The 20,688-nt window shown below is 37.6% G+C and carries 15 protein-coding genes, 33 tRNA genes and 3 rRNA genes; 3 read left to right on the top strand and 48 right to left on the bottom strand.

The window, feature by feature from the left end; all coding sequences use genetic code 11:
• Positions 1-6: 6 nt before the first annotated feature.
• The 7 genes from K7H06_RS05410 to K7H06_RS05380 all read right to left on the bottom strand — a co-directional run bounded on the left by K7H06_RS05410 (position 7) and on the right by K7H06_RS05380 (position 5,387).
• On the bottom strand, positions 7-423 hold the full coding sequence (locus K7H06_RS05410; RefSeq protein ID WP_223038867.1) for a stage V sporulation protein AB: 417 nt from the start codon (positions 421-423) through the stop codon (positions 7-9).
• 20 nt (positions 424-443) lie between these two features.
• The gene (locus K7H06_RS05405; protein WP_223038866.1) at positions 444-1,067 is read right to left on the bottom strand and encodes a stage V sporulation protein AA; all 624 of its coding nucleotides are present in this window, start codon (positions 1,065-1,067) and stop codon (positions 444-446) included.
• 265 nt (positions 1,068-1,332) lie between these two features.
• A complete protein-coding gene (gene sigF / locus K7H06_RS05400) occupies positions 1,333-2,106 on the bottom strand; it encodes an RNA polymerase sporulation sigma factor SigF (protein ID WP_223038865.1) in 774 nt (257 codons plus the stop codon).
• Between the two features lie 12 nt (positions 2,107-2,118).
• The gene (spoIIAB, locus tag K7H06_RS05395; RefSeq protein WP_223039948.1) at positions 2,119-2,535 is read right to left on the bottom strand and encodes an anti-sigma F factor; all 417 of its coding nucleotides are present in this window, start codon (positions 2,533-2,535) and stop codon (positions 2,119-2,121) included.
• A gap of 31 nt (positions 2,536-2,566) precedes the next feature.
• Positions 2,567-2,902 (bottom strand): anti-sigma F factor antagonist, encoded by a 336-nt coding sequence (spoIIAA, locus tag K7H06_RS05390; protein WP_223038864.1) that lies wholly within the window; start codon positions 2,900-2,902, stop codon positions 2,567-2,569.
• Between the two features lie 147 nt (positions 2,903-3,049).
• Positions 3,050-4,225: a tRNA uracil 4-sulfurtransferase ThiI gene (gene thiI, locus K7H06_RS05385; RefSeq protein ID WP_223038863.1), complete on the bottom strand. Its 1,176-nt coding sequence runs from the start codon at positions 4,223-4,225 to the stop codon at positions 3,050-3,052.
• A gap of 4 nt (positions 4,226-4,229) precedes the next feature.
• Positions 4,230-5,387, bottom strand: coding sequence for a cysteine desulfurase family protein (locus K7H06_RS05380; protein ID WP_223038862.1), 1,158 nt, complete (start codon positions 5,385-5,387; stop codon positions 4,230-4,232).
• Between the two features lie 479 nt (positions 5,388-5,866).
• Here K7H06_RS05380 and K7H06_RS05375 point away from each other — a divergent pair, with 479 nt between their 5' ends.
• Positions 5,867-6,862, top strand: coding sequence for an asparaginase (locus K7H06_RS05375; protein WP_223038861.1), 996 nt, complete (start codon positions 5,867-5,869; stop codon positions 6,860-6,862).
• Positions 6,863-6,889: 27 nt separating this feature from the next.
• On the opposite strand, the gene K7H06_RS05370 is transcribed toward K7H06_RS05375, so the two are convergent.
• Positions 6,890-7,945, bottom strand: a complete 1,056-nt coding sequence (locus K7H06_RS05370; protein WP_223038860.1) for an HD-GYP domain-containing protein — start codon at positions 7,943-7,945, stop codon at positions 6,890-6,892.
• Between the two features lie 83 nt (positions 7,946-8,028).
• Complete coding sequence (locus K7H06_RS05365; protein ID WP_223038859.1) at positions 8,029-8,400, bottom strand: zinc ribbon domain-containing protein; 372 nt, start codon at positions 8,398-8,400, stop codon at positions 8,029-8,031.
• 130 nt (positions 8,401-8,530) lie between these two features.
• On the opposite strand from K7H06_RS05365, the gene K7H06_RS05360 reads away from it, so the two are divergent.
• Positions 8,531-9,550, top strand: coding sequence for a ribonuclease H-like domain-containing protein (locus K7H06_RS05360; RefSeq protein ID WP_223038858.1), 1,020 nt, complete (start codon positions 8,531-8,533; stop codon positions 9,548-9,550).
• A 36-nt stretch (positions 9,551-9,586) separates the two neighbouring features.
• On the opposite strand, the gene K7H06_RS05355 is transcribed toward K7H06_RS05360, so the two are convergent.
• The 27 genes from K7H06_RS05355 to K7H06_RS05225 all read right to left on the bottom strand — a co-directional run bounded on the left by K7H06_RS05355 (position 9,587) and on the right by K7H06_RS05225 (position 18,878).
• Positions 9,587-9,662, bottom strand: a tRNA-Phe gene (locus K7H06_RS05355).
• 19 nt (positions 9,663-9,681) lie between these two features.
• Positions 9,682-9,758, bottom strand: a tRNA-Ile gene (locus K7H06_RS05350).
• 12 nt (positions 9,759-9,770) lie between these two features.
• Positions 9,771-9,847, bottom strand: a tRNA-Ile gene (locus K7H06_RS05345).
• 9 nt (positions 9,848-9,856) lie between these two features.
• Positions 9,857-9,933 (bottom strand) — tRNA-Pro (locus K7H06_RS05340).
• An 87-nt stretch (positions 9,934-10,020) separates the two neighbouring features.
• Positions 10,021-10,096, bottom strand: a tRNA-Trp gene (locus tag K7H06_RS05335).
• A gap of 7 nt (positions 10,097-10,103) precedes the next feature.
• Positions 10,104-10,180 (bottom strand) — tRNA-Ile (locus K7H06_RS05330).
• Between the two features lie 6 nt (positions 10,181-10,186).
• A tRNA-Ser gene (locus K7H06_RS05325) sits at positions 10,187-10,278 on the bottom strand.
• Positions 10,279-10,283: 5 nt separating this feature from the next.
• Positions 10,284-10,372 (bottom strand) — tRNA-Ser (locus K7H06_RS05320).
• A gap of 5 nt (positions 10,373-10,377) precedes the next feature.
• Positions 10,378-10,453: transfer RNA gene (locus K7H06_RS05315), tRNA-Lys, on the bottom strand.
• Positions 10,454-10,456: 3 nt separating this feature from the next.
• Positions 10,457-10,532: transfer RNA gene (locus K7H06_RS05310), tRNA-Gln, on the bottom strand.
• Positions 10,533-10,540: 8 nt separating this feature from the next.
• Positions 10,541-10,617, bottom strand: a tRNA-Arg gene (locus K7H06_RS05305).
• Positions 10,618-10,619: 2 nt separating this feature from the next.
• Positions 10,620-10,693: transfer RNA gene (locus K7H06_RS05300), tRNA-Gly, on the bottom strand.
• Positions 10,694-10,702: 9 nt separating this feature from the next.
• Positions 10,703-10,777, bottom strand: a tRNA-Gly gene (locus tag K7H06_RS05295).
• A 128-nt stretch (positions 10,778-10,905) separates the two neighbouring features.
• Positions 10,906-10,991 (bottom strand) — tRNA-Tyr (locus K7H06_RS05290).
• 13 nt (positions 10,992-11,004) lie between these two features.
• A tRNA-Thr gene (locus K7H06_RS05285) sits at positions 11,005-11,079 on the bottom strand.
• 222 nt (positions 11,080-11,301) lie between these two features.
• A tRNA-Asp gene (locus tag K7H06_RS05280) sits at positions 11,302-11,378 on the bottom strand.
• A 5-nt stretch (positions 11,379-11,383) separates the two neighbouring features.
• Positions 11,384-11,459, bottom strand: a tRNA-Val gene (locus K7H06_RS05275).
• 5 nt (positions 11,460-11,464) lie between these two features.
• Positions 11,465-11,539 (bottom strand) — tRNA-Glu (locus K7H06_RS05270).
• Between the two features lie 9 nt (positions 11,540-11,548).
• A tRNA-Met gene (locus K7H06_RS05265) sits at positions 11,549-11,624 on the bottom strand.
• Between the two features lie 69 nt (positions 11,625-11,693).
• A tRNA-Leu gene (locus K7H06_RS05260) sits at positions 11,694-11,782 on the bottom strand.
• Positions 11,783-11,790: 8 nt separating this feature from the next.
• A tRNA-Asn gene (locus K7H06_RS05255) sits at positions 11,791-11,865 on the bottom strand.
• A gap of 3 nt (positions 11,866-11,868) precedes the next feature.
• A 5S ribosomal RNA gene (rrf, locus tag K7H06_RS05250) occupies positions 11,869-11,985 on the bottom strand.
• Positions 11,986-12,248: 263 nt separating this feature from the next.
• A 23S ribosomal RNA gene (locus K7H06_RS05245) occupies positions 12,249-15,175 on the bottom strand.
• Between the two features lie 208 nt (positions 15,176-15,383).
• Positions 15,384-16,909, bottom strand: a 16S ribosomal RNA gene (locus tag K7H06_RS05240).
• The 16S, 23S and 5S rRNA genes sit together here with 21 tRNA genes alongside, the layout of an rRNA operon.
• A gap of 331 nt (positions 16,910-17,240) precedes the next feature.
• Entirely contained in the window at positions 17,241-17,381 is a 141-nt protein-coding gene (locus tag K7H06_RS05235; protein ID WP_223038857.1) for a hypothetical protein, read from the bottom strand.
• Positions 17,382-17,414: 33 nt separating this feature from the next.
• A complete protein-coding gene (locus K7H06_RS05230; RefSeq protein ID WP_223038856.1) occupies positions 17,415-17,645 on the bottom strand; it encodes a DUF3892 domain-containing protein in 231 nt (76 codons plus the stop codon).
• A 654-nt stretch (positions 17,646-18,299) separates the two neighbouring features.
• A complete protein-coding gene (locus K7H06_RS05225; protein ID WP_223038855.1) occupies positions 18,300-18,878 on the bottom strand; it encodes a thymidine kinase in 579 nt (192 codons plus the stop codon).
• Between the two features lie 294 nt (positions 18,879-19,172).
• Here K7H06_RS05225 and K7H06_RS05220 point away from each other — a divergent pair, with 294 nt between their 5' ends.
• Positions 19,173-19,364 carry an alpha/beta-type small acid-soluble spore protein gene (locus K7H06_RS05220; RefSeq protein ID WP_223038854.1) on the top strand — a complete coding sequence of 64 codons (192 nt, stop codon included), beginning with the start codon at positions 19,173-19,175 and terminating at the stop codon, positions 19,362-19,364.
• 34 nt (positions 19,365-19,398) lie between these two features.
• On the opposite strand, the gene K7H06_RS05215 is transcribed toward K7H06_RS05220, so the two are convergent.
• The 12 genes from K7H06_RS05215 to K7H06_RS05160 all read right to left on the bottom strand — a co-directional run bounded on the left by K7H06_RS05215 (position 19,399) and on the right by K7H06_RS05160 (position 20,678).
• Positions 19,399-19,475: transfer RNA gene (locus tag K7H06_RS05215), tRNA-Arg, on the bottom strand.
• Between the two features lie 19 nt (positions 19,476-19,494).
• Positions 19,495-19,569, bottom strand: a tRNA-Cys gene (locus K7H06_RS05210).
• A 7-nt stretch (positions 19,570-19,576) separates the two neighbouring features.
• Positions 19,577-19,652, bottom strand: a tRNA-Lys gene (locus tag K7H06_RS05205).
• 3 nt (positions 19,653-19,655) lie between these two features.
• Positions 19,656-19,731 (bottom strand) — tRNA-Gln (locus K7H06_RS05200).
• A 7-nt stretch (positions 19,732-19,738) separates the two neighbouring features.
• Positions 19,739-19,814 (bottom strand) — tRNA-His (locus K7H06_RS05195).
• Between the two features lie 13 nt (positions 19,815-19,827).
• Positions 19,828-19,901 (bottom strand) — tRNA-Gly (locus tag K7H06_RS05190).
• A gap of 128 nt (positions 19,902-20,029) precedes the next feature.
• Positions 20,030-20,104: transfer RNA gene (locus K7H06_RS05185), tRNA-Gly, on the bottom strand.
• Positions 20,105-20,232: 128 nt separating this feature from the next.
• Positions 20,233-20,318, bottom strand: a tRNA-Tyr gene (locus K7H06_RS05180).
• 13 nt (positions 20,319-20,331) lie between these two features.
• Positions 20,332-20,406, bottom strand: a tRNA-Thr gene (locus K7H06_RS05175).
• 34 nt (positions 20,407-20,440) lie between these two features.
• Positions 20,441-20,517 (bottom strand) — tRNA-Asp (locus K7H06_RS05170).
• A gap of 5 nt (positions 20,518-20,522) precedes the next feature.
• Positions 20,523-20,598, bottom strand: a tRNA-Val gene (locus tag K7H06_RS05165).
• A 5-nt stretch (positions 20,599-20,603) separates the two neighbouring features.
• Positions 20,604-20,678 (bottom strand) — tRNA-Glu (locus tag K7H06_RS05160).
• Between the last annotated feature and the right edge of the window lie 10 nt (positions 20,679-20,688).

Genomic DNA, 20,688 nt, shown 5'->3' with positions numbered 1-20,688 from the left:
TCCTTCCTAATGATTTAAGAAAATCCAGTAGATGAGTGCACCCATTACTTTTCCTCCTGCTAAAGCTACAAATATATATTTTGAATACTCATAGAGCATAAATCGACTTACAATGACAGGAATCACATTGGTCACCTCTGTTAAAGCAGAAGCCAATAGCCCAATAAAAGTGCCCATTAAAAAACCTACTAAAATCACCATTATTTTTCCTAAAGTAATATTCATATCTAAAAAATTTGCTAATGATAAAGTAGTAACTGTTATAGCAATAGTAAATTCATAAACTTTAATATGATTTTCTGTGTCTGTAAGCTGTGCAAGTCTTGGGACAATGTCTAATATTGTTAAAAATGCAATGAGTGCAGTTCCTACAATAGCTCCTTCAGAAAAACCCACAAAGATTGCTAAAATTTTAAGCAGCAAAATTCTTCACCAGCCAATCTCTATTTTTTTTCCTCTGTATTTTTTTGGTTTTTTAAGATATAACCATCTATATTCTTCCTATAGGATGCCATTTCAACTTCCATAGGACTTGGTTCATTGCGAAAACTTTTTGGTAAAATATGATTAAAAAATACTGCCATTCCAAAACCAATTCCTAAAGAATAAGGAATTTGTAAAATCAATGGTCTTTTTTCATCTATTCCAGTAATCATTTTATAAACTTCCCTATGAGCCTCTCTCATATTTACATCTGCATGAAAATTCATAAGAGCTAAACCAGATCCTACAAAAAGAACAATACACACTATGGCAAGTTTAAATAACAACCATCCTTTACAATCATTTTTAGATTTATATGCTATCTTTACTAGGATCTCAGCTTCTCCTATAGGAAAAACTTTTATATGAGGATATTTTTTTGAAATTTTTTCTACAATCGTTAAAATTGAGACGACTATGTGCTCCTGTGCATTTTTAGGAACTTCTAACACTTCTAAATTTAGCAATCCCTCTTTTATATCATCTTCTGCTACTATAACAGCTAAATCTTTTATAAGTACTTTATTACCTGGAATTACATCATATCCATCCTTCAATTGGATATAAATCTCTTTTTTTAACATTTCTTCATCCCCTTACATCATTCCTTACTACATAGTCAAAAACCAACTTTGCTCTGGTATATTTATTGGCTTTTGGTTTATTCATATATAAAAAAAATGAAGTAAGGGTAATGAGTAAGAAGACTATTGTCAAAAGAAAATACGTCTTCTTTTTCAAAATCATAAAATCACCTCTTCACGTTCTTTACTTTTAGTATTCTCCATTCACTTAACGAAAATTCTTTAAATTTTAATCAAGTATTTTGGCATAAAAAAAGACATGTATTTACCATGTCTTCTCTAATAGTTCTTTCATATGACTTAAAACTTTTTTTTCTATTCGTGATACCTGTACCTGTGAAATGCCTAGCATTTGTGCAATTTCTGTTTGGGTTTTATCTTTAAAATATCTCAAAACAATAATTTTTCTTTCTCTTGGTTTTAATCTTGAAAGAATTTCTATTAAAGCAATCCGATCAAGCATCTCACCTTCGTCTTTTGTTTTTGTTTCACTAATTTTGTCAATCAGGTGAACTGGTGAACCATCATCTTGATGAATCACATCATACAAATAATCTGGCTGAACATTTGAATCTAATGCCATTACAATTTCTTCTTTTGGTATATCTAGTTCATTAGAAATTTCTTGCAGTGTCGGCTCTATTCCATTTTTTTTAAATAATAATTCTTTGGTACTTTTTACTCTTGCTGCTGTTTGCTTTAAGGAACGACTTACTTTAATCATTCCATCATCTCTTAAAAACCTTTTAATTTCTCCAATAATCATTGGTACTGCATAAGTTGAAAATCTTACATCATATGTAAAATCAAATTTTTCTATTGCTTTTACAAGTCCTATACATCCTAACTGATATAAATCTTCTTTATCATATCCCCTATTCATAAACCTTTTTAATACACTTCTTACAAGTCCTAAGTTATGACCAACTAACATATTTTTTGCATCTTGATCTCCTGCTTGTGCCCTTTTTATAAGCTCAATCGTTTCTTCATGCTTTAATATTTTGTTTTGCTCCTCCGATAATGCACTTATTCCCATATTATCTACCCCTTAGTCATCACAGCTTTCAAATCTTTTTAGCATTCTTATTTTTGTTCCCATATCCTTGTTGGTTTCTATTTCTACTATATCCATGAAAGTTTCCATTACTGTAAAGCCCATGCCTGATCTTTCTAACTCTGGCTTTGAAGTGTACAATGGTTGTCTTGCCATTTCCACATCTTCAATGCCTTTTCCATTATCTTCTATAATGATCTCTATTGCATCATCAGAAATGCTACATTCAACAAAAACAATCCCTTCTTTTCCTTCATATCCATGGATAATAGCATTTGTTACAGCTTCAGATACAGCTGTTTTTACATCTGCTAATTCTTCAATAGTAGGGTCTAGCTGTGAAGCAAAGGAAGCTACTACAACCCTAGCGAAGGCCTCATTTTGTGATTTGCTCATAAATTCTAGTTTCATATGATTTTTCGTTGTCAATTCCCTCACCCCTTTATAATCTTTCTATTGCCTCATTTTTATTCTCAAACTTTTTAATAATATTAAACAATCCTGACATTTTAAATATTCTTTCCACTCTATGATTCATATTGATTACCCCAGCTTGTCCACCTAATTTTTGTACTTTTTTATATCTTCCTATTACCACACCAATTCCTGAGCTATCCATAAAATTCATATCTTCTAAATCAAAAATAATATGTTTAATATTATTATTATCGATTTCTTTATCAACCTCTTCTCTGATTTCTTCAGCTGTATGATGATCTAATTCTCCATTTAATTTGACAATTAAATGATTATCAATTGTTTCAAAATGAATACGCAATAAAATCCCTCCCTTTCATCCCTCTCTTTTTAAATATTCTTGAAAATCCTCATTTCTCCTTTGATGAAAATTGACTATTTTTGTAATATAATTTTTTTTACTAAAAAAGTGACGATCATCCTTACGATCGTCACTTAATCTAACTCATTATTCTTCTATAGATACCTCTATAACTTCCATATTCTCTACTGCCTCTTTAACTAATGCTTCAACATCAAGTTTACTTTCCGATTGTAAAATTTTATCTACTCTAGGTTTGGTAACAGGTCTTTTAGGTAAAAATACTGTACAACAATCTTCATGGGGCAAGATAGATGTTTCATAGGTATCAATTTTTTTTGCAATATCCATAATATCAACTTTATCTAATGCAATAAGAGGCCTAAATACAGGAATCTCTACTGCATGATTGGTAACAGTAAGACCTTGAATAGTTTGACTAGCTACTTGTCCAATACTTTCACCTGTAACCAAAGCATGACATTCTCTCTTTTTTGCTATTCTTTCTGCTATTTTCATCATAAATCTTCTTGATAAAATAGTCATTTCATCTTCTGGACACTTTTCATTTATTTCCTTTTGTATAGGCAATAAATTCACACAATGAATACGAATATTTCCACAATATGTAGCAATAATCCTTGCTAAATCAATTACCTTTTCTTTTGCTCTTTCACTGGTAAATGGATAACTATGATAGTGTACAGCTTCTATATTCATACCTCTTTTGGCCATCATCCAAGCAGCTACTGGACTATCAATCCCTCCAGATAATAATACCATAGCTGTTCCATTTGTTCCTAAAGGAAGTCCTCCATGTCCTGCTATCTTTTTAGAATATACATATGCTTTTTCCCTTACATCCACATATAGCATCAAATCTGGATGATGTACATCTACTTTTAATTCTTCTATATGGTTAAAAACATATCCACCAACCATTCTTGATATTTCTGGAGACTTCATTGGAAAGCTTTTATCTCCTCGTCGACTCTCTACCTTAAATGTTTTAATCTCATCTTCTTCTATAATCTCCTGCATATGCTTTAATGCAACTGCATAGATCGTTTCCATATCCTTTTTCATCTCATAGGCAGGACTTACAGATACAATACCAAATACTTTTATAACCTTTTCAATTACCTCTTCTTCATCATATCCATCCATATCAACATATACAAGACCTCCTGAGTGCCATACCTTTAACTCTCCTAAATCACTTAAATTAGCTTTTATATGTTTTACAAGCTTATTTATAAAATATGATTTATTCAGTCCCTTTAATGCAATTTCACCATATCTTACAATTAATATCCTTTTCATTTCATCACCTCTTCATAATTTTTCTTATATCTTTTACTGATTTTATTATTTTATCTACTGCATAATCAATTTCTTCTTGTGTATTATGATAAGAAAAACTAAAACGAATAGCTCCTTCTATCTCATCTTCTTTAAGTCCCATGGCATTTAATACATGGCTTTTTGTGTTTTTCCTTGATGAACAAGCAGAACCCGTTGATACATATATGCCATCCTGTTCGAGACTATGAAGTAACACTTCTCCTCTTATTCCTAAGAAACTAATATTAGCTATATGGGGTGCACTACCTTCCCTTTCATAACCATTAATTTTAATATCTGCAATTTCATTTTTTACATGCTCTATAAAAGTATTTTTTAAAGTCCACAATTTTTCTAAGTTGCTATCTATATTTTCATATAAACCTTTACTAGCTTCACCTAATCCTAATATTCCTGGAACATTTTCAGTACCTGATCTAATGCCGGTTTCTTGATTTCCTCCATAAATAATAGGTGTTACTTTTAAATTCTTTTTAATATACAAACCTCCAATCCCTTTTGGCCCGTGAACTTTATGACCACTGATAGATAAAAGATCTGCACCTAATTTACTAGGTGTAAATTTAATTTTGCCAAAAGATTGAATAGCATCTACATGAAGTATTGGTTTATTGGTACAATTCTTAATGATTTTGCCTATTTCTTCTACAGGCTGCACGGTTCCAACTTCATTATTTACATGCATAATACTTATTAGTATGGTATCCTCAGACAAATAATTCTTTAACTCTTCTATATTAATTTTTCCAAAAGAATCAACATCTAAATAGATTACTTCATAGCCTTTTTTTTCTAAATTTTTATATACATTTAAAACAGATGGATGCTCAATTTTTGTGGTAATGATTTTTTTCCCTTTTCTTTTTTTAGATTCTACAGCACCTATTATGGCCGTATTATTTGATTCAGTGCCTCCTGAAGTAAAAATAATTTCTTGTTCCCTTGCTCCTAATGCTTTTGCCAGCTGTTTACGTGCTGTCTTCATTAGTTTCTCCACTTCAACCCCCTTATGATGAAGGGATGATGGATTTCCATAATAATCAGTAAGCCCTTTTAGCATCATCTCTACAACTTCTTTATTAGGTTTTGTGGTAGCACTATTATCTAAATAAACTTCCATTTCAAACATCTCCATTATCAAAAATTTGTTTATATCTTTCCATATTTTATATGAAACTACTGTCTTTGTAAAGCGCTTTACTACAAACTTATTATTACCTGCTGTATTAAAAAAATAATAGTCTCTACCTTATTTTAGAAAACTCATTATATATTCAAATTAAAAATTATAATTTCAAAATATCCATTTTTCAAAATTCCCCATATTTCGTAAAAAAAATAAAAAACTTTGTCAAAACACTTGTCAAGTTTGTCGGTTTTTGTTATAATTTGTTTAGTGGTTATCCCCCTGATAACCTCGATAATATAATCTCTATTCCCAATACCCCTTTTGAACGTAAACCAACAAAAGAACCAGTCCCCGAGGACTGGCTCTTTTGTTTTTTGTATAAAACTATTTAAATTTATATATATATCTGTTAACATATTTATTAGAATCATCATTTATATAAATTTTTTATTTATAAGGAGGTTTCATTTATGAAAAACCCAAATAAAGTAGCTGTTGTATTCACTGGTGGAACCATTTCAATGAAAATAGATCCTAGAATATCTGCAGCCATTCCTGCTTTATCTAGTGAAGAAATCATGTCTATGGTAACAAATATTGATAAATACGCTGATATTGAAATTGTAAATTTTGATAGAATTCCAGGTCCTCATATGACTCCAGAAAAATTGATGAAACTAACAAAACTTGTAAAAAAGCTAGTATCAAGAGAAGATATTACAGGTATTGTCGTAACTCATGGGACTGATTCTCTTGAAGAAACTGCCTACTTACTAGATTTAACCCTTGACAGTACAAAACCGATTATTGTAGTTGGTGCCATGAGAAACAGTTCTGAACTAGGCTATGATGGCTCAAGCAACCTTTCTGCTGCCATATGTACTGCCATATCTGAACAAGCAAAAAATAAAGGTGTTTTGATTGTAATGAATAACGAACTAAATGCTGCTAGCGAAGTTACAAAAACACATACATTATCCCTGGATACCTTTAAATCTATGGAATTTGGTCCCTTAGGAATTGTGGATAATGATGAGGTAATATTTTATAGAGATATTACAAAGCATGCTCACATAGATACAGAAACAATAGAAGCAAATGTAGATTTAATCAAAACTGCTGTAGGTATGGATAGCAAATTAGTCAAATATTGCGTTGATTCAGGTGCTAAAGGTATTGTACTCGAAGCAATGGGAAGAGGAAATGTACCTCCTACTATGGTTGACGGGATTCAGTATGCTCTTGATCATAATGTAATAGTTGTTATGGTATCTAGATGTCCTATGGGAAGAGTACTAGACACCTATGGATATGAAGGAGCTGGAAGACACTTACGAAATCTTGGCGTGATTTTAGGTGGAAGTCTTCCTGGACAGAAAGCCAGAATTAAACTTATGTTAGCTTTAAGTATTACAAAAGAAAAAAAAGTCATTAAAGAAATTTTTGAAAAAGGCTTTTATAAATAAAGAATCAGGATTTTTCTATCCTGATTCTTATCCCATTACTTCCAATATTTCATATTGAGGATGCTTATTTAAGTCAATAAACTCATTACCTATTTTCACCAAAGGTCTTGTAGGCATTTGTTTATTAATCAACACAATTTCACCTATATCTCCTGTATTTAATTTTACAATATTTCCAACATAAAATTTTGAAATATTCCAAAGAAATTGATTTGTAATATATGGATCTAACGCACCAAATCTATCTTGTGCAATGAGCTCAGCCACCTTAAAAGGTGATTCTTTATTTTTATATACCCTCTCTGACGTCATAGCATCAAATATATCTGCAACAGCAATAATTCGTGCAAATTCATGAATTTTTTCTCCCTTAACCCCTAAAGGATACCCTTTCCCATCCATTCTTTCATGATGCTGTAATGCCCCACAACATATATCAAAGCTAATTTCATCTTGTTCTTGGAGCATTTCATATCCTAAGGTTGCATGCCCTTTCATAATCTGACACTCATTTATAGACAATTTTCCTGGCTTATTTAAAATTTCTTTAGGAATTCTTGATTTACCTATATCATGTAGCATACCTGCTATAGCTAATTTATTTAAATCATCTTCACTATAATTGAGCCATTTCCCAATCATTGTAGATAAAATACACACATTTATAGAATGCTTATAGGTATAATCATCTACAATTTCCATACTTCTTAATCGCGCCAATATATTATTATCTGTCATTACTTCTTCTATTAAAGGAGACACTGATTCTTGTATAATCTCTGATTCAAGCTTTTTCCCAAGACTCACTTCTTCATAAACTGTCTTAAAGGATACTAAGCTTTTATTATATTGTTCATTTAACTTCTTATCTATTTTAATACTAAATTTAGAAAGTGATTTCTGCCCTTTTATTTCATCCTGTTCTCCAATATAAACATATATAATATCCATATTCTGTATTCGCTGAATATGCTCATCTATTAATTTTGTTCCTCGAGTTAAAAATAGTAAATCAGACTTTCCAATAATATCTTGAGCCAGAATCATTCCTTCTTTTAAGTCTTGTACATTTATTACTTTCATCCTATACGCCTCTTTACAAATAACATTTTCAATTATATAATTCTACATATTTCCTTATATTCCTTCAAAAACATGATTTTTTCTCAATACCTGTTAATTTTATGTCCACATTTTGAGCAATAATTTTCTTCGTCATCTATGGCTTCACCACAAAATCTGCAGTAAGTCAATCCTTTTATCCTATAAAGACGCGTCTTAACTCTATTTTTCTGTGTCTCCATTCTTTGTATTTCTCTACATTTTCCTTTAATCTGGCTTACAGGCATACTATTATCATTGGCAAGGAAATATTTATACACTAATTCACCAATATATAATTTGGCTTCTTCTATTTCATCTTCAATATTCTTTAAATCCATTTTCAATTCAGTGATTTCAATAATTTCATCTGTTTTCTGAGATATTTTCTTAGTACCATATGATACCTTATCTGCTAATTTATCAAATATATCCATTTTTCACACCCCTTATACTATTAATATATTCCTTATGTTAAAATTAGATATTATTTCCTATATGACTGTTCATTCATCATCTTAACTATGATATATTATAATAGTGGTAAAGAAGTAAGGAGCTGATATCTTGGAAATTATACAATATAATCTTGATGAAACATTACATCTACCAAAAAACTTTGTTTCTTTATACGGTGATGTAAACTTTGCTATATTTGATATTGAAACAACAGGACTAAGTCCTCATTTTCACAAAGTTATTCTTATAGGCCTTTTGTACATAAAAAATGGTAAAATTTCTATACAACAATTTTTCTCCAATAATAAAAAAGAAGAGGCAGCATTATTATCTTCCTTTAAAGATAAAATTCAAGAATTTGATCTACTAATTGATTATAATGGAAATACCTTCGATATTCCTTTTCTAAACAAAAGATTTCTAGCTAATAAAATTGATTATTCTATTGCAACCTATCAAAGTATTGACCTATTGAAACTTATTAGAAAAATCCAAAAACAATTACATCTTGATAACTGTAAATTAAAATCTGTAGAAGAGTATTTAAATATTCATCGAAATGATAAAATCTCAGGTAAAGAAAGTGTTGCATTGTATAATCAATACGAAAAAGAACAAACTAAGAAGCTAAAGGATACTATTCTTCTTCATAACTATGACGATTTATATTATTTTAGTAAGGCTTTGATGATATTAGATCAGATACCTATTGAACAAATGATTCAAAATTTTCCTCAAATTTTTCATATTGGTGAAGAAGAGAAAAGATGTTATATTTTAAAACAACATATAAAAAACTCTTCATTTTATTTAGAAGGAGTCTATAAAAATAATCATATAGATGACTATATTTCCTATGAAAATGGTTTTAGTTTTGAATATAAAAATAATACAAATACTTTTACCGTAAAGATTCCATTATACAAGGGCCGTCTTTCTTCTGGCGTTAAATGTTTATATGTTGATACCAATGATTTTTCATTTGCTTATGAAAAAAATACATTAGATCATTTGATTTCAGAAAATATTATTCTATTTAAACAAAATAATAATATAAAATTTTTAGATATTCACTTATTTATATCCAAACTTATTCCATATATTCTCAATAAAATAGAAAATATCTAAAAAAACAAGTACATTCAAATGTACTTGTTTTTTTATTGGTGCCCAGAGGCGGAATCGAACCACCGACACGGGGATTTTCAGTCCCCTGCTCTACCGACTGAGCTATCTGGGCAAAATATTAACTTGTATCATGGTGGGCCTTCAGGGATTCGAACCCCGGACCTGCCGGTTATGAGCCGGACGCTCTAACCAACTGAGCTAAAGGCCCCTATAAAAAAAATGGTGGGCTTGGGAGGACTCGAACCTCCGACCTCACGCTTATCAGGCGTGCGCTCTAACCACCTGAGCTACAAGCCCATTTTTTTATGGTCGAGGTGGCAGGATTTGAACCCGCGGCCCTCTGGTCCCAAACCAGATGCGCTACCAAACTGCGCTACACCTCGATGCTGCAATTACCAAAATTTTATATTTTGTGTAATTGTAGTACTAAGAAAGTTTATGTTTCTTAGTTTCATTTATTACTTTTCTATTGGCAGGGGCAGAAGGACTTGAACCCTCGGCACGTGGTTTTGGAGACCACTGCTCTACCAACTGAGCTATACCCCTACTAAAATGGTGGGCCTTCAGGGATTCGAACCCCGGACCTGCCGGTTATGAGCCGGACGCTCTAACCAACTGAGCTAAAGGCCCCTTATTTGGCGGAGAAGGCGGGATTCGAACCCGCGCACCGATTACTCGGCCTAACGGTTTAGCAAACCGTCCTCTTCAGCCTACTTGAGTACTTCTCCAAATTTGGCGGAGGGGGTGGGATTCGAACCCACGGTCCCTTTCGGAATCACTGGTTTTCAAGACCAGCTCCTTAAACCTCTCGGACACCCCTCCGTATTTGGTGACCCATCCGCGGCTCGAACGCGGGACACCTTGATTAAAAGTCAAGTGCTCTACCAACTGAGCTAATGGGTCATATGGCTGGGGTAGCAGGACTCGAACCTACGCATGCCAGAATCAAAATCTGGTGCCTTACCGGCTTGGCGATACCCCAAAGTTTTATGGCGGGTCCACAGGGATTCGAACCCCGGACACACGGCTTAGAAGGCCGTTGCTCTATCCAACTGAGCTATGAACCCATTGGAGCGGATGATGGGAATCGAACCCACGCTATCAGCTTGGAAGGCTGAAGTTCTACCATTGAACTACATCCGCATGTTTTGTTGGAGCGGAAGACGAGATTCGAACTCGCGACCCTCGCCTTGGCAAGGCGATGCTCTACCACTGAGCCACTTCCGCAGAATCAAAATACTTTATAAACATCTCATTACTTTACTTGCCTTTGCAACTCATTCCTAAGCGATTCACGCAAAATCATAGATTTTGGTTCTCTGCTTATACCACTGAGCCACTTCCGTAATTTAAAATGGTGGAGGAGAGTGGATTCGAACCACTGAAAGCTAAGCTAACGGATTTACAGTCCGTCCCCTTTGGCCAACTCGGGAACTCCTCCTTATTATTTTTCATGGAGCTGGCGAAGGGAATCGAACCCCCAACCTGCTGATTACAAGTCAGCTGCTCTACCGTTGAGCCACACCAGCATATTTAAATTACTTCATGACCATTCCATATTTCACTTGCCTTTGCAACTCATTACTAAGTGATTCACACGAAATCACAGATTTCGGTTCTCTACTTATACCGTTGAGCCACACCAGCATGCTTCAATCACCCAAATTTTATATTTGGTGTGAGCGGAGTACTAAGGAACCTTGTGTTTCTTAGTCACCTTAATTTTAAACTCCATTTTTATTAAAGAAAATTGGCGACCCGGAAGGGGTTCGAACCCTCGACCTCCAGCGTGACAGGCTGGCATTCTAACCAACTGAACTACCGGGCCAATTTTGGTGGGCGTAACAGGGTTCGAACCTATGACCCCCTGCTTGTAAGGCAGGTGCTCTCCCAGCTGAGCTATACGCCCAAAATTGGTGACCCATCCGGGAATCGAACCCGGGTTACCGCCGTGAAAGGGCGGTGTCTTGACCGCTTGACCAATGGGCCTTATTAAAATGGTTGCGGAGGCAGGATTTGAACCTACGACCTTCGGGTTATGAGCCCGACGAGCTACCAGCTGCTCCACTCCGCGATGTTGCAATCATCCAAATCTTTGATTTGGTGTGAGTGTAGTACTCGGCCTTAGCCGAGTTTCATTAATTGGTGCCGGAGACCGGAATCGAACCGGTACGATCTGTAAGGACCGCAGGATTTTAAGTCCTGTGCGTCTGCCAGTTCCGCCACTCCGGCAATTTTATTGGCTCCAAGGGTGGGACTCGAACCCACAGCCTATCGGTTAACAGCCGAGTGCTCCACCATTGAGCTACCTTGGAACAAACCAGCAACGACCTACTCTCCCAGGCAGTTACCCACCAAGTACCATCAGCGCTGAAGGGCTTAACTTCTGTGTTCGGTATGGGAACAGGTGTGACCCCTTCGCTATTATTACTGGATTTGTTAAATTTGCATAATTCTTGTTTTTTACCCCCATCATTCACCTGAATTGCAATGAGTTTTTTGAGGACAAGATATATTATATCTTGTTTTTCGTAGTTTGTCAACACTTTTTTTGTCTTTTATGAAGCTTTGTTGACCAACGACAAGAATTATTTTACCAACTTTGCTGAATCTTGTCAACTACTTTTGCTTCAATTACCACAAATCAACGAGTTTTCTTGAGAATTTGCACTCTCAAAACCAAACAATGCATATTTCATTGGTCAAGTCCTCGACCTATTAGTATCGGTCAGCTTAAGACATTACTGCCCTTACACCTCCGACCTATCAACCAGATAGTCTTTCTGGGGTCTTACTAGCTTAACGCTATGGGAAATCTTATCTTAAGGGGGGCTTCGCGCTTAGATGCCTTCAGCGCTTATCCCGTCCATACATAGCTACTCAGCTGTGCCACTGGCGTGACAACTGATGCACCAGAGGTATGTCCATCCCGGTCCTCTCGTACTAAGGACAGCTCCTCTCAAATTTCCTGCGCCCACAGCGGATAGGGACCGAACTGTCTCACGACGTTCTGAACCCAGCTCGCGTGCCTCTTTAATGGGCGAACAGCCCAACCCTTGGGACCTACTACAGCCCCAGGATGAGACGAGCCGACATCGAGGTGCCAAACCTCCCCGTCGATGTGGACTCTTGGGGGAGATAAGCCTGTTATCCCCGGGGTAGCTTTTATCCGTTGAGCGATGGCCCTTCCACTCGGAACCACCGGATCACTAAGCCCGACTTTCGTCCTTGCTCGACCTGTATGTCTCGCAATCAAGCTCCCTTCTGCCTTTGCACTCTTCGCGCGATTTCCGACCGCGCTGAGGGAACCTTTGGGCGCCTCCGTTACTCTTTAGGAGGCGACCGCCCCAGTCAAACTGCCCACCTGACAGTGTCCCAAAGCTGGATTCACAGCTTATGGTTAGAACTTCAGTATTACAAGAGTGGTATCCCAAGGATGACTCCACACACACTGGCGTGCATGCATCGACGTCTCCCACCTATCCTGTACATGTAATACCAAAATCCAGTGTCAGGCTACAGTAAAGCTCCACGGGGTCTTTCCGTCCTGCTGCGGGTAACCGGCATCTTCACCGGTACTACAATTTCACCGAGTCTATTGTCGAGACAGTATCCAAATCGTTACGCCTTTCGTGCGGGTCGGAACTTACCCGACAAGGAATTTCGCTACCTTAGGACCGTTATAGTTACGGCCGCCGTTTACTGGGGCTTAAGTTCGGTGCTTCGATTGCTCTAACACGTCCCCTTAACCTTCCAGCACCGGGCAGGCGTCAGCTCCTATACATCGTCTTTCGACTTAGCAGAAACCTGTGTTTTTGCTAAACAGTCGCTTGGATCTATTCTCTGCGGCCACCTCGGGCTATAAACCCTAACGTGGCACCCCTTCTCCCGAAGTTACGGGGTCATTTTGCCGAGTTCCTTAACAATAGTTCTCTCGCTCGCCTTAGGATTCTCTCCTCACCTACCTGTGTCGGTTTACGGTACGGGCACCTAGATCTAACTAGAGGCTTTTCTTGACAGCGTGGAATCAGTAAGTTCGCTACTTATATTTCGCTCCCCATAACGCCTCAGAATTGTTAAGACGGATTTGCCTATCCTAACTTCCTAAACGCTTAGACGCACACAACCAACGGTGCGCTTAACCTATCCTTCTGTGTCACCCCATCGCTCAAACGATTTTCGGTGGTACAGGAATTTCAACCTGTTGTCCATCGCCTACGACTTTCGTCCTCGGCTTAGGTCCCGACTAACCCTGAGTGGACGAACCTTCCTCAGGAAACCTTAGGTTTTCGGCGGGCAGGATTCTCACCTGCCTCTCGCTACTCATGCCAACATTCTCTCTTGTATATAGTCCACTGCTCCTTACGGTACAGCTTCAACCCATATACAATGCTCCCCTACCCATACCAAACGGTATGCCGTAGCTTCGGTGACAGGTTTGAGCCCCGGTAATTTTCGGCGCGGGATCACTCGACTAGTGAGCTATTACGCACTCTTTGAATGAATGGCTGCTTCTAAGCCAACATCCTAGTTGTCTATGCAATCCCACATCCTTTTCCACTTAACCTGTACTTAGGGACCTTAGCTGACGATCTGGGCTGTTTCCCTTTCGACCATGAATCTTATCACCCATAGTCTGACTCCTAAAGTTATGATTACGGCATTCGGAGTTTGATAGTCTTCGGTAACCGGTGAGGGCCCCTAGGACATTCAGTGCTCTACCTCCGTATCACTACCTTTAAGGCTAGCCCTAAAGCTATTTCGGGGAGAACCAGCTATCTCCGAGTTCGATTGGAATTTCTCCGCTATCCACAAGTCATCCCAGCCTTTTTCAACAGACATGGGTTCGGTCCTCCACGAAATTTTACTTCCGCTTCAACCTGCTCATGGATAGGTCACCCGGTTTCGGGTCTACGGCATACAACTAAAATCGCCCTATTAAGACTCGCTTTCGCTGCGGCTCCGTTACAAAATAACTTAACCTTGCTGCATACCGTAACTCGTTGGCCCGTTCTACAAAAAGTACGTGGTCGTTCATAAAAAGAACTTCCACTGCTTGTAAACATAGGGTTTCAGGTTCTATTTCACTCCCCTCCCGGGGTTCTTTTCACCTTTCCCTCACGGTACTATACGCTATCGGTCACTAGGAAGTATTTAGCCTTGGGGGGTGGTCCCCCCAGCTTCCCACAAGGTTTCACGTGTCTCGTGGTACTCTGGAGTATACTCGAAAGTCTTCTTGTTTCATCTACAGGACTGTTACCTTCTTCGGTGGGTCTTTCCAGACCTCTTCGACTACAATAGCCTCTTTCTTAATGAGTATATCCACAACCCCTAAAGAAAATTCTTTAGGTTTGGGCTCTTCCCCTTTCGCTCGCCGCTACTCAGGGAATCGAGTTTTCTTTCTCTTCCTCAGGGTACTTAGATGTTTCAGTTCCCCTGGTATGTCTCCTATCTACCTATTTATTCAGTAGATGGTACTTAGGTATTACCCTAAGTGGGTTCCCCCATTCGGAAATCCCCGGATTAAAGCTTGCTTGCAGCTACCCGAGGCTTATCGCAGCTTACCACGTCCTTCATCGACTCCTAGTGCCAAGGCATCCGCCCTATGCTCTTTATAACTTGACCATGCTTCAATTACCAAAATTTTATATTTTGTGTAATTGGAGTACTAATAAACTTTACGTTTATTAGTTTCATTGTTCTTGATTTTCTCAGATTAATTGTAGTATTAATCTTTTTATATATGCATTGTTTAGTTTTCAAAGTACAAAGTTGAAAGATCACTTGATCCTTCAAAACTAGACAGTGTAAGAAACAAACCTATTCTCCTTAGAAAGGAGGTGATCCAGCCGCACCTTCCGATACGGCTACCTTGTTACGACTTCACCCTAGTTATTGAATTCACCTTCGGCAGCTTCCTCCAAAAGGTTAGATAGCTGACTTCGGGTGCCCCCAACTTCCATGGTGTGACGGGCGGTGTGTACAAGACCCGGGAACGCATTCACCGCGACATTCTGATTCACGATTACTAGCAACTCCAGCTTCATGTGGGCGAGTTGCAGCCCACAATCCGAACTGAGACTGGCTTTTAAGATTGGCTCCAGATTACTCTTTCGCTTCCCGTTGTACCAGCCATTGTAGCACGTGTGTAGCCCAAAACATAAGGGGCATGATGATTTGACGTCATCCCCACCTTCCTCCGAGTTATCCCCGGCAGTCTCTCTAGAGTGCCCATCCGAAATGCTGGCAACTAAAGACAAGGGTTGCGCTCGTTGCGGGACTTAACCCAACATCTCACGACACGAGCTGACGACAACCATGCACCACCTGTCACTTTGTCCCCGAAGGGATTTCCCCGATTAAGGGTAATGCAAAGGATGTCAAGTTTTGGTAAGGTTCTTCGCGTTGCTTCGAATTAAACCACATGCTCCGCTGCTTGTGCGGGTCCCCGTCAATTCCTTTGAGTTTCAGTCTTGCGACCGTACTCCCCAGGCGGAGTGCTTAATGCGTTAGCTGCGGCACCGAGGTTCGACCCCCGACACCTAGCACTCATCGTTTACGGCGTGGACTACCAGGGTATCTAATCCTGTTCGCTCCCCACGCTTTCGTGCCTCAGCGTCAGTTACAGTCCAGAGAGTCGCCTTCGCCACTGGTGTTCCTCCTAATATCTACGCATTTCACCGCTACACTAGGAATTCCACTCTCCTCTCCTGCACTCAAGCCAATAAGTTTCCAAGGCTTACTACGGTTAAGCCGTAGCCTTTCACCCCAGACTTTATTGGCCGCCTACGCACCCTTTACGCCCAGTGATTCCGGATAACGCTTGCCCCCTACGTATTACCGCGGCTGCTGGCACGTAGTTAGCCGGGGCTTCCTCCTAAGGTACCGTCATTATTCTTCCCTTAGGACAGAGCTTTACGACCCGAAGGCCTTCATCGCTCACGCGGCGTTGCTGCATCAGGCTTTCGCCCATTGTGCAATATTCCCCACTGCTGCCTCCCGTAGGAGTCTGGACCGTGTCTCAGTTCCAGTGTGGCCGATCACCCTCTCAGGTCGGCTACTGATCGTCGCCTTGGTAAGCCATTACCTTACCAACTAGCTAATCAGACGCGGGTCCATCCTATACCACCTGAGTTTTGACTCATGTATGATGCCATACTAGAGTTTTATCAGGTATTAATCCCGGTTTCCCGAGGCTATCCCTGTGTATAGGGCAGGTTACCCACGCGTTACTCACCCGTCCGCCGCTTTCCACTCTTTAAATCACCCGAAGGATCAATAAAGAGCTTCACGCTCGACTTGCATGTGTTAGGCACGCCGCCAGCGTTCATCCTGAGCCAGGATCAAACTCTCAAGTATAAAAGTTTTGAATTGAACGTTTTTCGACTGTTTAGTCGATATATCTGGCTTAATTTCTTGCACTGTATAGTTTTCAAAGATCAAATTCAAATCATCGCCGTTTAGCGACTTTTATAGTTTATCATTCTTTACTATATTTGTCAACCACTTTTTTTATTTTAGGGGTTGTATCTTTCGACGACAAGATATATATTATCATATATTCTATATGTTGTCAACAGCTTATTTTGTTTTTTTTCTTGCAAAATAGCAACTACTAAAGCATCGTGTTTATTTAGCTTTATCAACATATAAAAAAGCACTCTTTTTTGAGCACTTTTTCAATAATTTATCATGTCATCAAATTTCCTGAAGTAATATGTTTCATATATAACTCTTCTATTTCCTTTTCAAACTCCTCTTCATTCTTACTATTTACTTGTTTTATTACACTTTTATCTTTGTCTTTAATAAGTTTTTGATTTTTATTCATCTCTATCCTCCATTTTAAATGCTAGAGTATTTATTAAAACGTTGGAAAGCTATCCAAATTGTCATTTCTTTTATTATTTCGATTACTTCTTAAAAATTCGTTTCCATTTTTTGTTCGTCCTACATTTACCCCTTCAATCTTATGCTCTTTTGCTAGCATAATGGCATCACGAATCTCATATATATTTCCATCTTCAATCATTACATCAGTAATATCTCCTTCTGCATTTTTTCTAACCTTTATAATTTTGGTTACATCTTTCATTTCAATCCCTCCTTTTCTTATTCTTTGAAATATTTCATTCAATATACATTTCACTCTATACTATTTAAAGAAACAAAAAAAGCACCCTTTCTTGGATGCCCTTTATTATGGCATTTAACCTAGTCTATTAGTCTTCAGCTGAAAATACCCTTGTACCATCATCTAATATTTTATAGCTTGAAAATATAGTAAAATCCTCTAAAGTTATTTCACTTTTCACTGGCAAGGTTTTTTCTTCTTCATTCATGATTAATCCCTCCTACTTAATATTATCCTACTACTATAGGAAAGTTTCTAGTACTAATCATTCGCAATTTTCGACAAAATATGCTTTTATCTATATAGAAAAAGCGCCTATTTCTAAGCACTTTTTATTTTATCAATCTTCTACTAAAAATTATTTAGTTCCATCGAACTAATAAGTATCAACTATTTTATTTATAAAAATATTTTGTACTTCCTCATTTATTTTTTCTATTACATTTCTTTCAATAATTTGCTTTTTATTCTCATCTTTTTCCATTGTTACTATGGCATCTTTCAAAACTTTCTATATATAATAGTTTATACTAATTCCAAAATATAATACTTCTCTTATTCTTGATTCGCAACTCATTTCTCTAACAATACTTATTTGATTTTTAGTTCTTGCTACTACGCCTCTACTCTTCCGTCATTGTAATGTTTCCTACACAGTGGAACATATAACTCATTTCCACCTATCTGTATTTGTTCTCCATCTTTCACAATTTTTCCATCTACAACTCTTGCGTTCGTTGTAGCTTTTCTTCCACACCAACAAATAGTCTTTATCTCCTCAATTTTATCTGCATGTACTAATAGCCAATAGGATCCCTCAAATAGTTCATTCTTAAAATCATTCTTTAATCCATAACATAAAACAGGAACATTACAACTATCCACAATTTCAATCAGTTCCTCTACATGGTGCTTTCTCAAAAACTGACATTCATCAATAATTACGCAATCTATCTTTTTTTTACTATTCTCTTGTAAAAATATACTCAACACATTTGTCTCATCATCAATAATAATTGCCTCTTTTTCCAAACCTACTCTTGATGTAACTTTACCTATACCAAATCTATCGTCTAATCCTGAAGTTAATACCAAAGCTTTCTTATGTCTTTCTTCATAATTATATGCTACCTTAATTACTTCAATAGATTTTCCTGCATTCATTGTACTATATCTATAATAAAGTTGTGCCATATATAACCCTCCTATAATTTCTTTAACCTAAAGGCTGATCTTATTATTAATATCATATTATATATTTGATATTTTTTTTAAAATTCCTCTAGGTAAATTTGAACAAATACAAAAGATGATACCGTACTAAACTCTTACTCATCATTTATATAAGAATATTCCATTTCAAAAACATACATCTATAATTTAAAATTTTTTGGGTATACTATTAATAATATTTATTCTACCTTATTTTTAATTTTTATCATACCAAATCCAAATGTCTTCTTTTTTTAAAATTTAGGAGTTGATTTTATGACTAAAAATAAACTAGTAGTTCCTACAGCTAGAAAAGCTTTAGATCAATTTAAAATAGAAATGGCAAAAGAATTAGGAATAAGCAACCCTAATCCTATGGATAGTGGATATCTAGCTTCATATCATACAGGCTTAATTACTAGAAAATTAGTAGAAATAGCTGAAAAACAATTGTTAAATAAAAAATAGAGGATACGAATTCTCATCGTATCCTCTATTCTTATGGTGCGCCCAGAGAGATTCGAACTCCCGGCCTTCTGATTCGTAGTCAGACACTCTATCCAGCTGAGCTATAGGCGCACATTTAATAAAAAAAAAATGGAGGCGGCACCCAGATTTGAACTGGGGAATAAAGGTTTTGCAGACCTCTGCCTTACCACTTGGCTATGCCGCCGTTTCTTTGGTGACCCATCCGCGGCTCGAACGCGGGACACCTTGATTAAAAGTCAAGTGCTCTACCAACTGAGCTAATGGGTCATATGGCTGGGGTAGCAGGACTCGAACCTACGCATGCCAGAATCAAAATCTGGTGCCTTACCGGCTTGGCGATACCCCATTATTTTTGGGGTGGATGATGGGATTTGAACCCACGCATGCAGGAGCCACAATCCTGTGTCTTAACCACTTGACTACACCCACCACGTTTTGGTTTTGGAGCGGATGATGGGAATCGAACCCACGCTATCAGCTTGGAAGGCTGAAGTTCTACCATTGAACTACATCCGCATATCTACAATGCTTTGTAACCATTTCATTACTTTTCTTGCTTACGCAACTCATTCCTAAGCGATTCACACCAAATCACAGATTTGGGTTCTCTGCTTATACCATTGAACTACATCCGCATGTTTTGTTGGAGCGGAAGACGAGATTCGAACTCGCGACCCTCGCCTTGGCAAGGCGATGCTCTACCACTGAGCCACTTCCGCAGAATCAAAATACTTTATAAACATCTCATTACTCTACTTGCCTTTGCAACTCATTCCTAAGCGATTCACGCAAAATCACAGATTTTGGTTCTCTGCTTATACCACTGAGCCACTTCCGCAATTTAAAATGGTGGAGGAGAGTGGATTCGAACCACTGAAAGCTAAGCTAACGGATTTACAGTCCGTCCCCTTTGGCCAACTCGGGAACTCCTCCTTATTATTTTTTATGGAGCTGGCGAAGGGAATCGAACCCCCAACCTGCTGATTACAAGTCAGCTGCTCTACCGTTGAGCCACACCAGCATATTTTAATTATCAACACTTTGTTAAAGAAAATTGGCGACCCGGAAGGGGTTCGAACCCTCGACCTCCAGCGTGACAGGCTGGCATTCTAACCAACTGAACTACCGGGCCAATTTTGGTGGGCGTAACAGGGTTCGAACCTATGACCCCCTGCTTGTAAGGCAGGTGCTCTCCCAGCTGAGCTATACGCCCAAAATTGGTGACCCATCCGGGAATCGAACCCGGGTTACCGCCGTGAAAGGGCGGTGTCTTGACCGCTTGACCAATGGGCCATATTAAATT

Source organism: Crassaminicella profunda, assembly GCF_019884785.1.
Classification (GTDB): Bacteria; Bacillota; Clostridia; order Peptostreptococcales; family Thermotaleaceae; genus Crassaminicella; species Crassaminicella profunda.
The sequence above is the reverse complement of the archived record's forward strand: the minus strand, read 5'-3'. Positions and strand labels throughout refer to the sequence as shown.

What these genes read in the sequence shown, in the direction of transcription:
- sigF (WP_223038865.1), bottom strand. Translation starts at nt 2,106, where the DNA reads ATGGGAATAAGTGCATTATCGGAGGAGCAAAACAAAATATTAAAGCAT.
- K7H06_RS05225 (WP_223038855.1), bottom strand. Translation starts at nt 18,878, where the DNA reads ATGGCACAACTTTATTATAGATATAGTACAATGAATGCAGGAAAATCT.
- K7H06_RS05220 (WP_223038854.1), top strand. Translation starts at nt 19,173, where the DNA reads ATGACTAAAAATAAACTAGTAGTTCCTACAGCTAGAAAAGCTTTAGAT.
- K7H06_RS05365 (WP_223038859.1), bottom strand. Translation starts at nt 8,400, where the DNA reads ATGGATATATTTGATAAATTAGCAGATAAGGTATCATATGGTACTAAG.
- K7H06_RS05405 (WP_223038866.1), bottom strand. Translation starts at nt 1,067, where the DNA reads ATGTTAAAAAAAGAGATTTATATCCAATTGAAGGATGGATATGATGTA.
- thiI (WP_223038863.1), bottom strand. Translation starts at nt 4,225, where the DNA reads ATGAAAAGGATATTAATTGTAAGATATGGTGAAATTGCATTAAAGGGA.
- K7H06_RS05230 (WP_223038856.1), bottom strand. Translation starts at nt 17,645, where the DNA reads ATGAAAGATGTAACCAAAATTATAAAGGTTAGAAAAAATGCAGAAGGA.
- spoIIAB (WP_223039948.1), bottom strand. Translation starts at nt 2,535, where the DNA reads ATGAAACTAGAATTTATGAGCAAATCACAAAATGAGGCCTTCGCTAGG.
- K7H06_RS05235 (WP_223038857.1), bottom strand. Translation starts at nt 17,381, where the DNA reads ATGAATAAAAATCAAAAACTTATTAAAGACAAAGATAAAAGTGTAATA.
- K7H06_RS05375 (WP_223038861.1), top strand. Translation starts at nt 5,867, where the DNA reads ATGAAAAACCCAAATAAAGTAGCTGTTGTATTCACTGGTGGAACCATT.
- K7H06_RS05380 (WP_223038862.1), bottom strand. Translation starts at nt 5,387, where the DNA reads ATGGAAGTTTATTTAGATAATAGTGCTACCACAAAACCTAATAAAGAA.
- K7H06_RS05370 (WP_223038860.1), bottom strand. Translation starts at nt 7,945, where the DNA reads ATGAAAGTAATAAATGTACAAGACTTAAAAGAAGGAATGATTCTGGCT.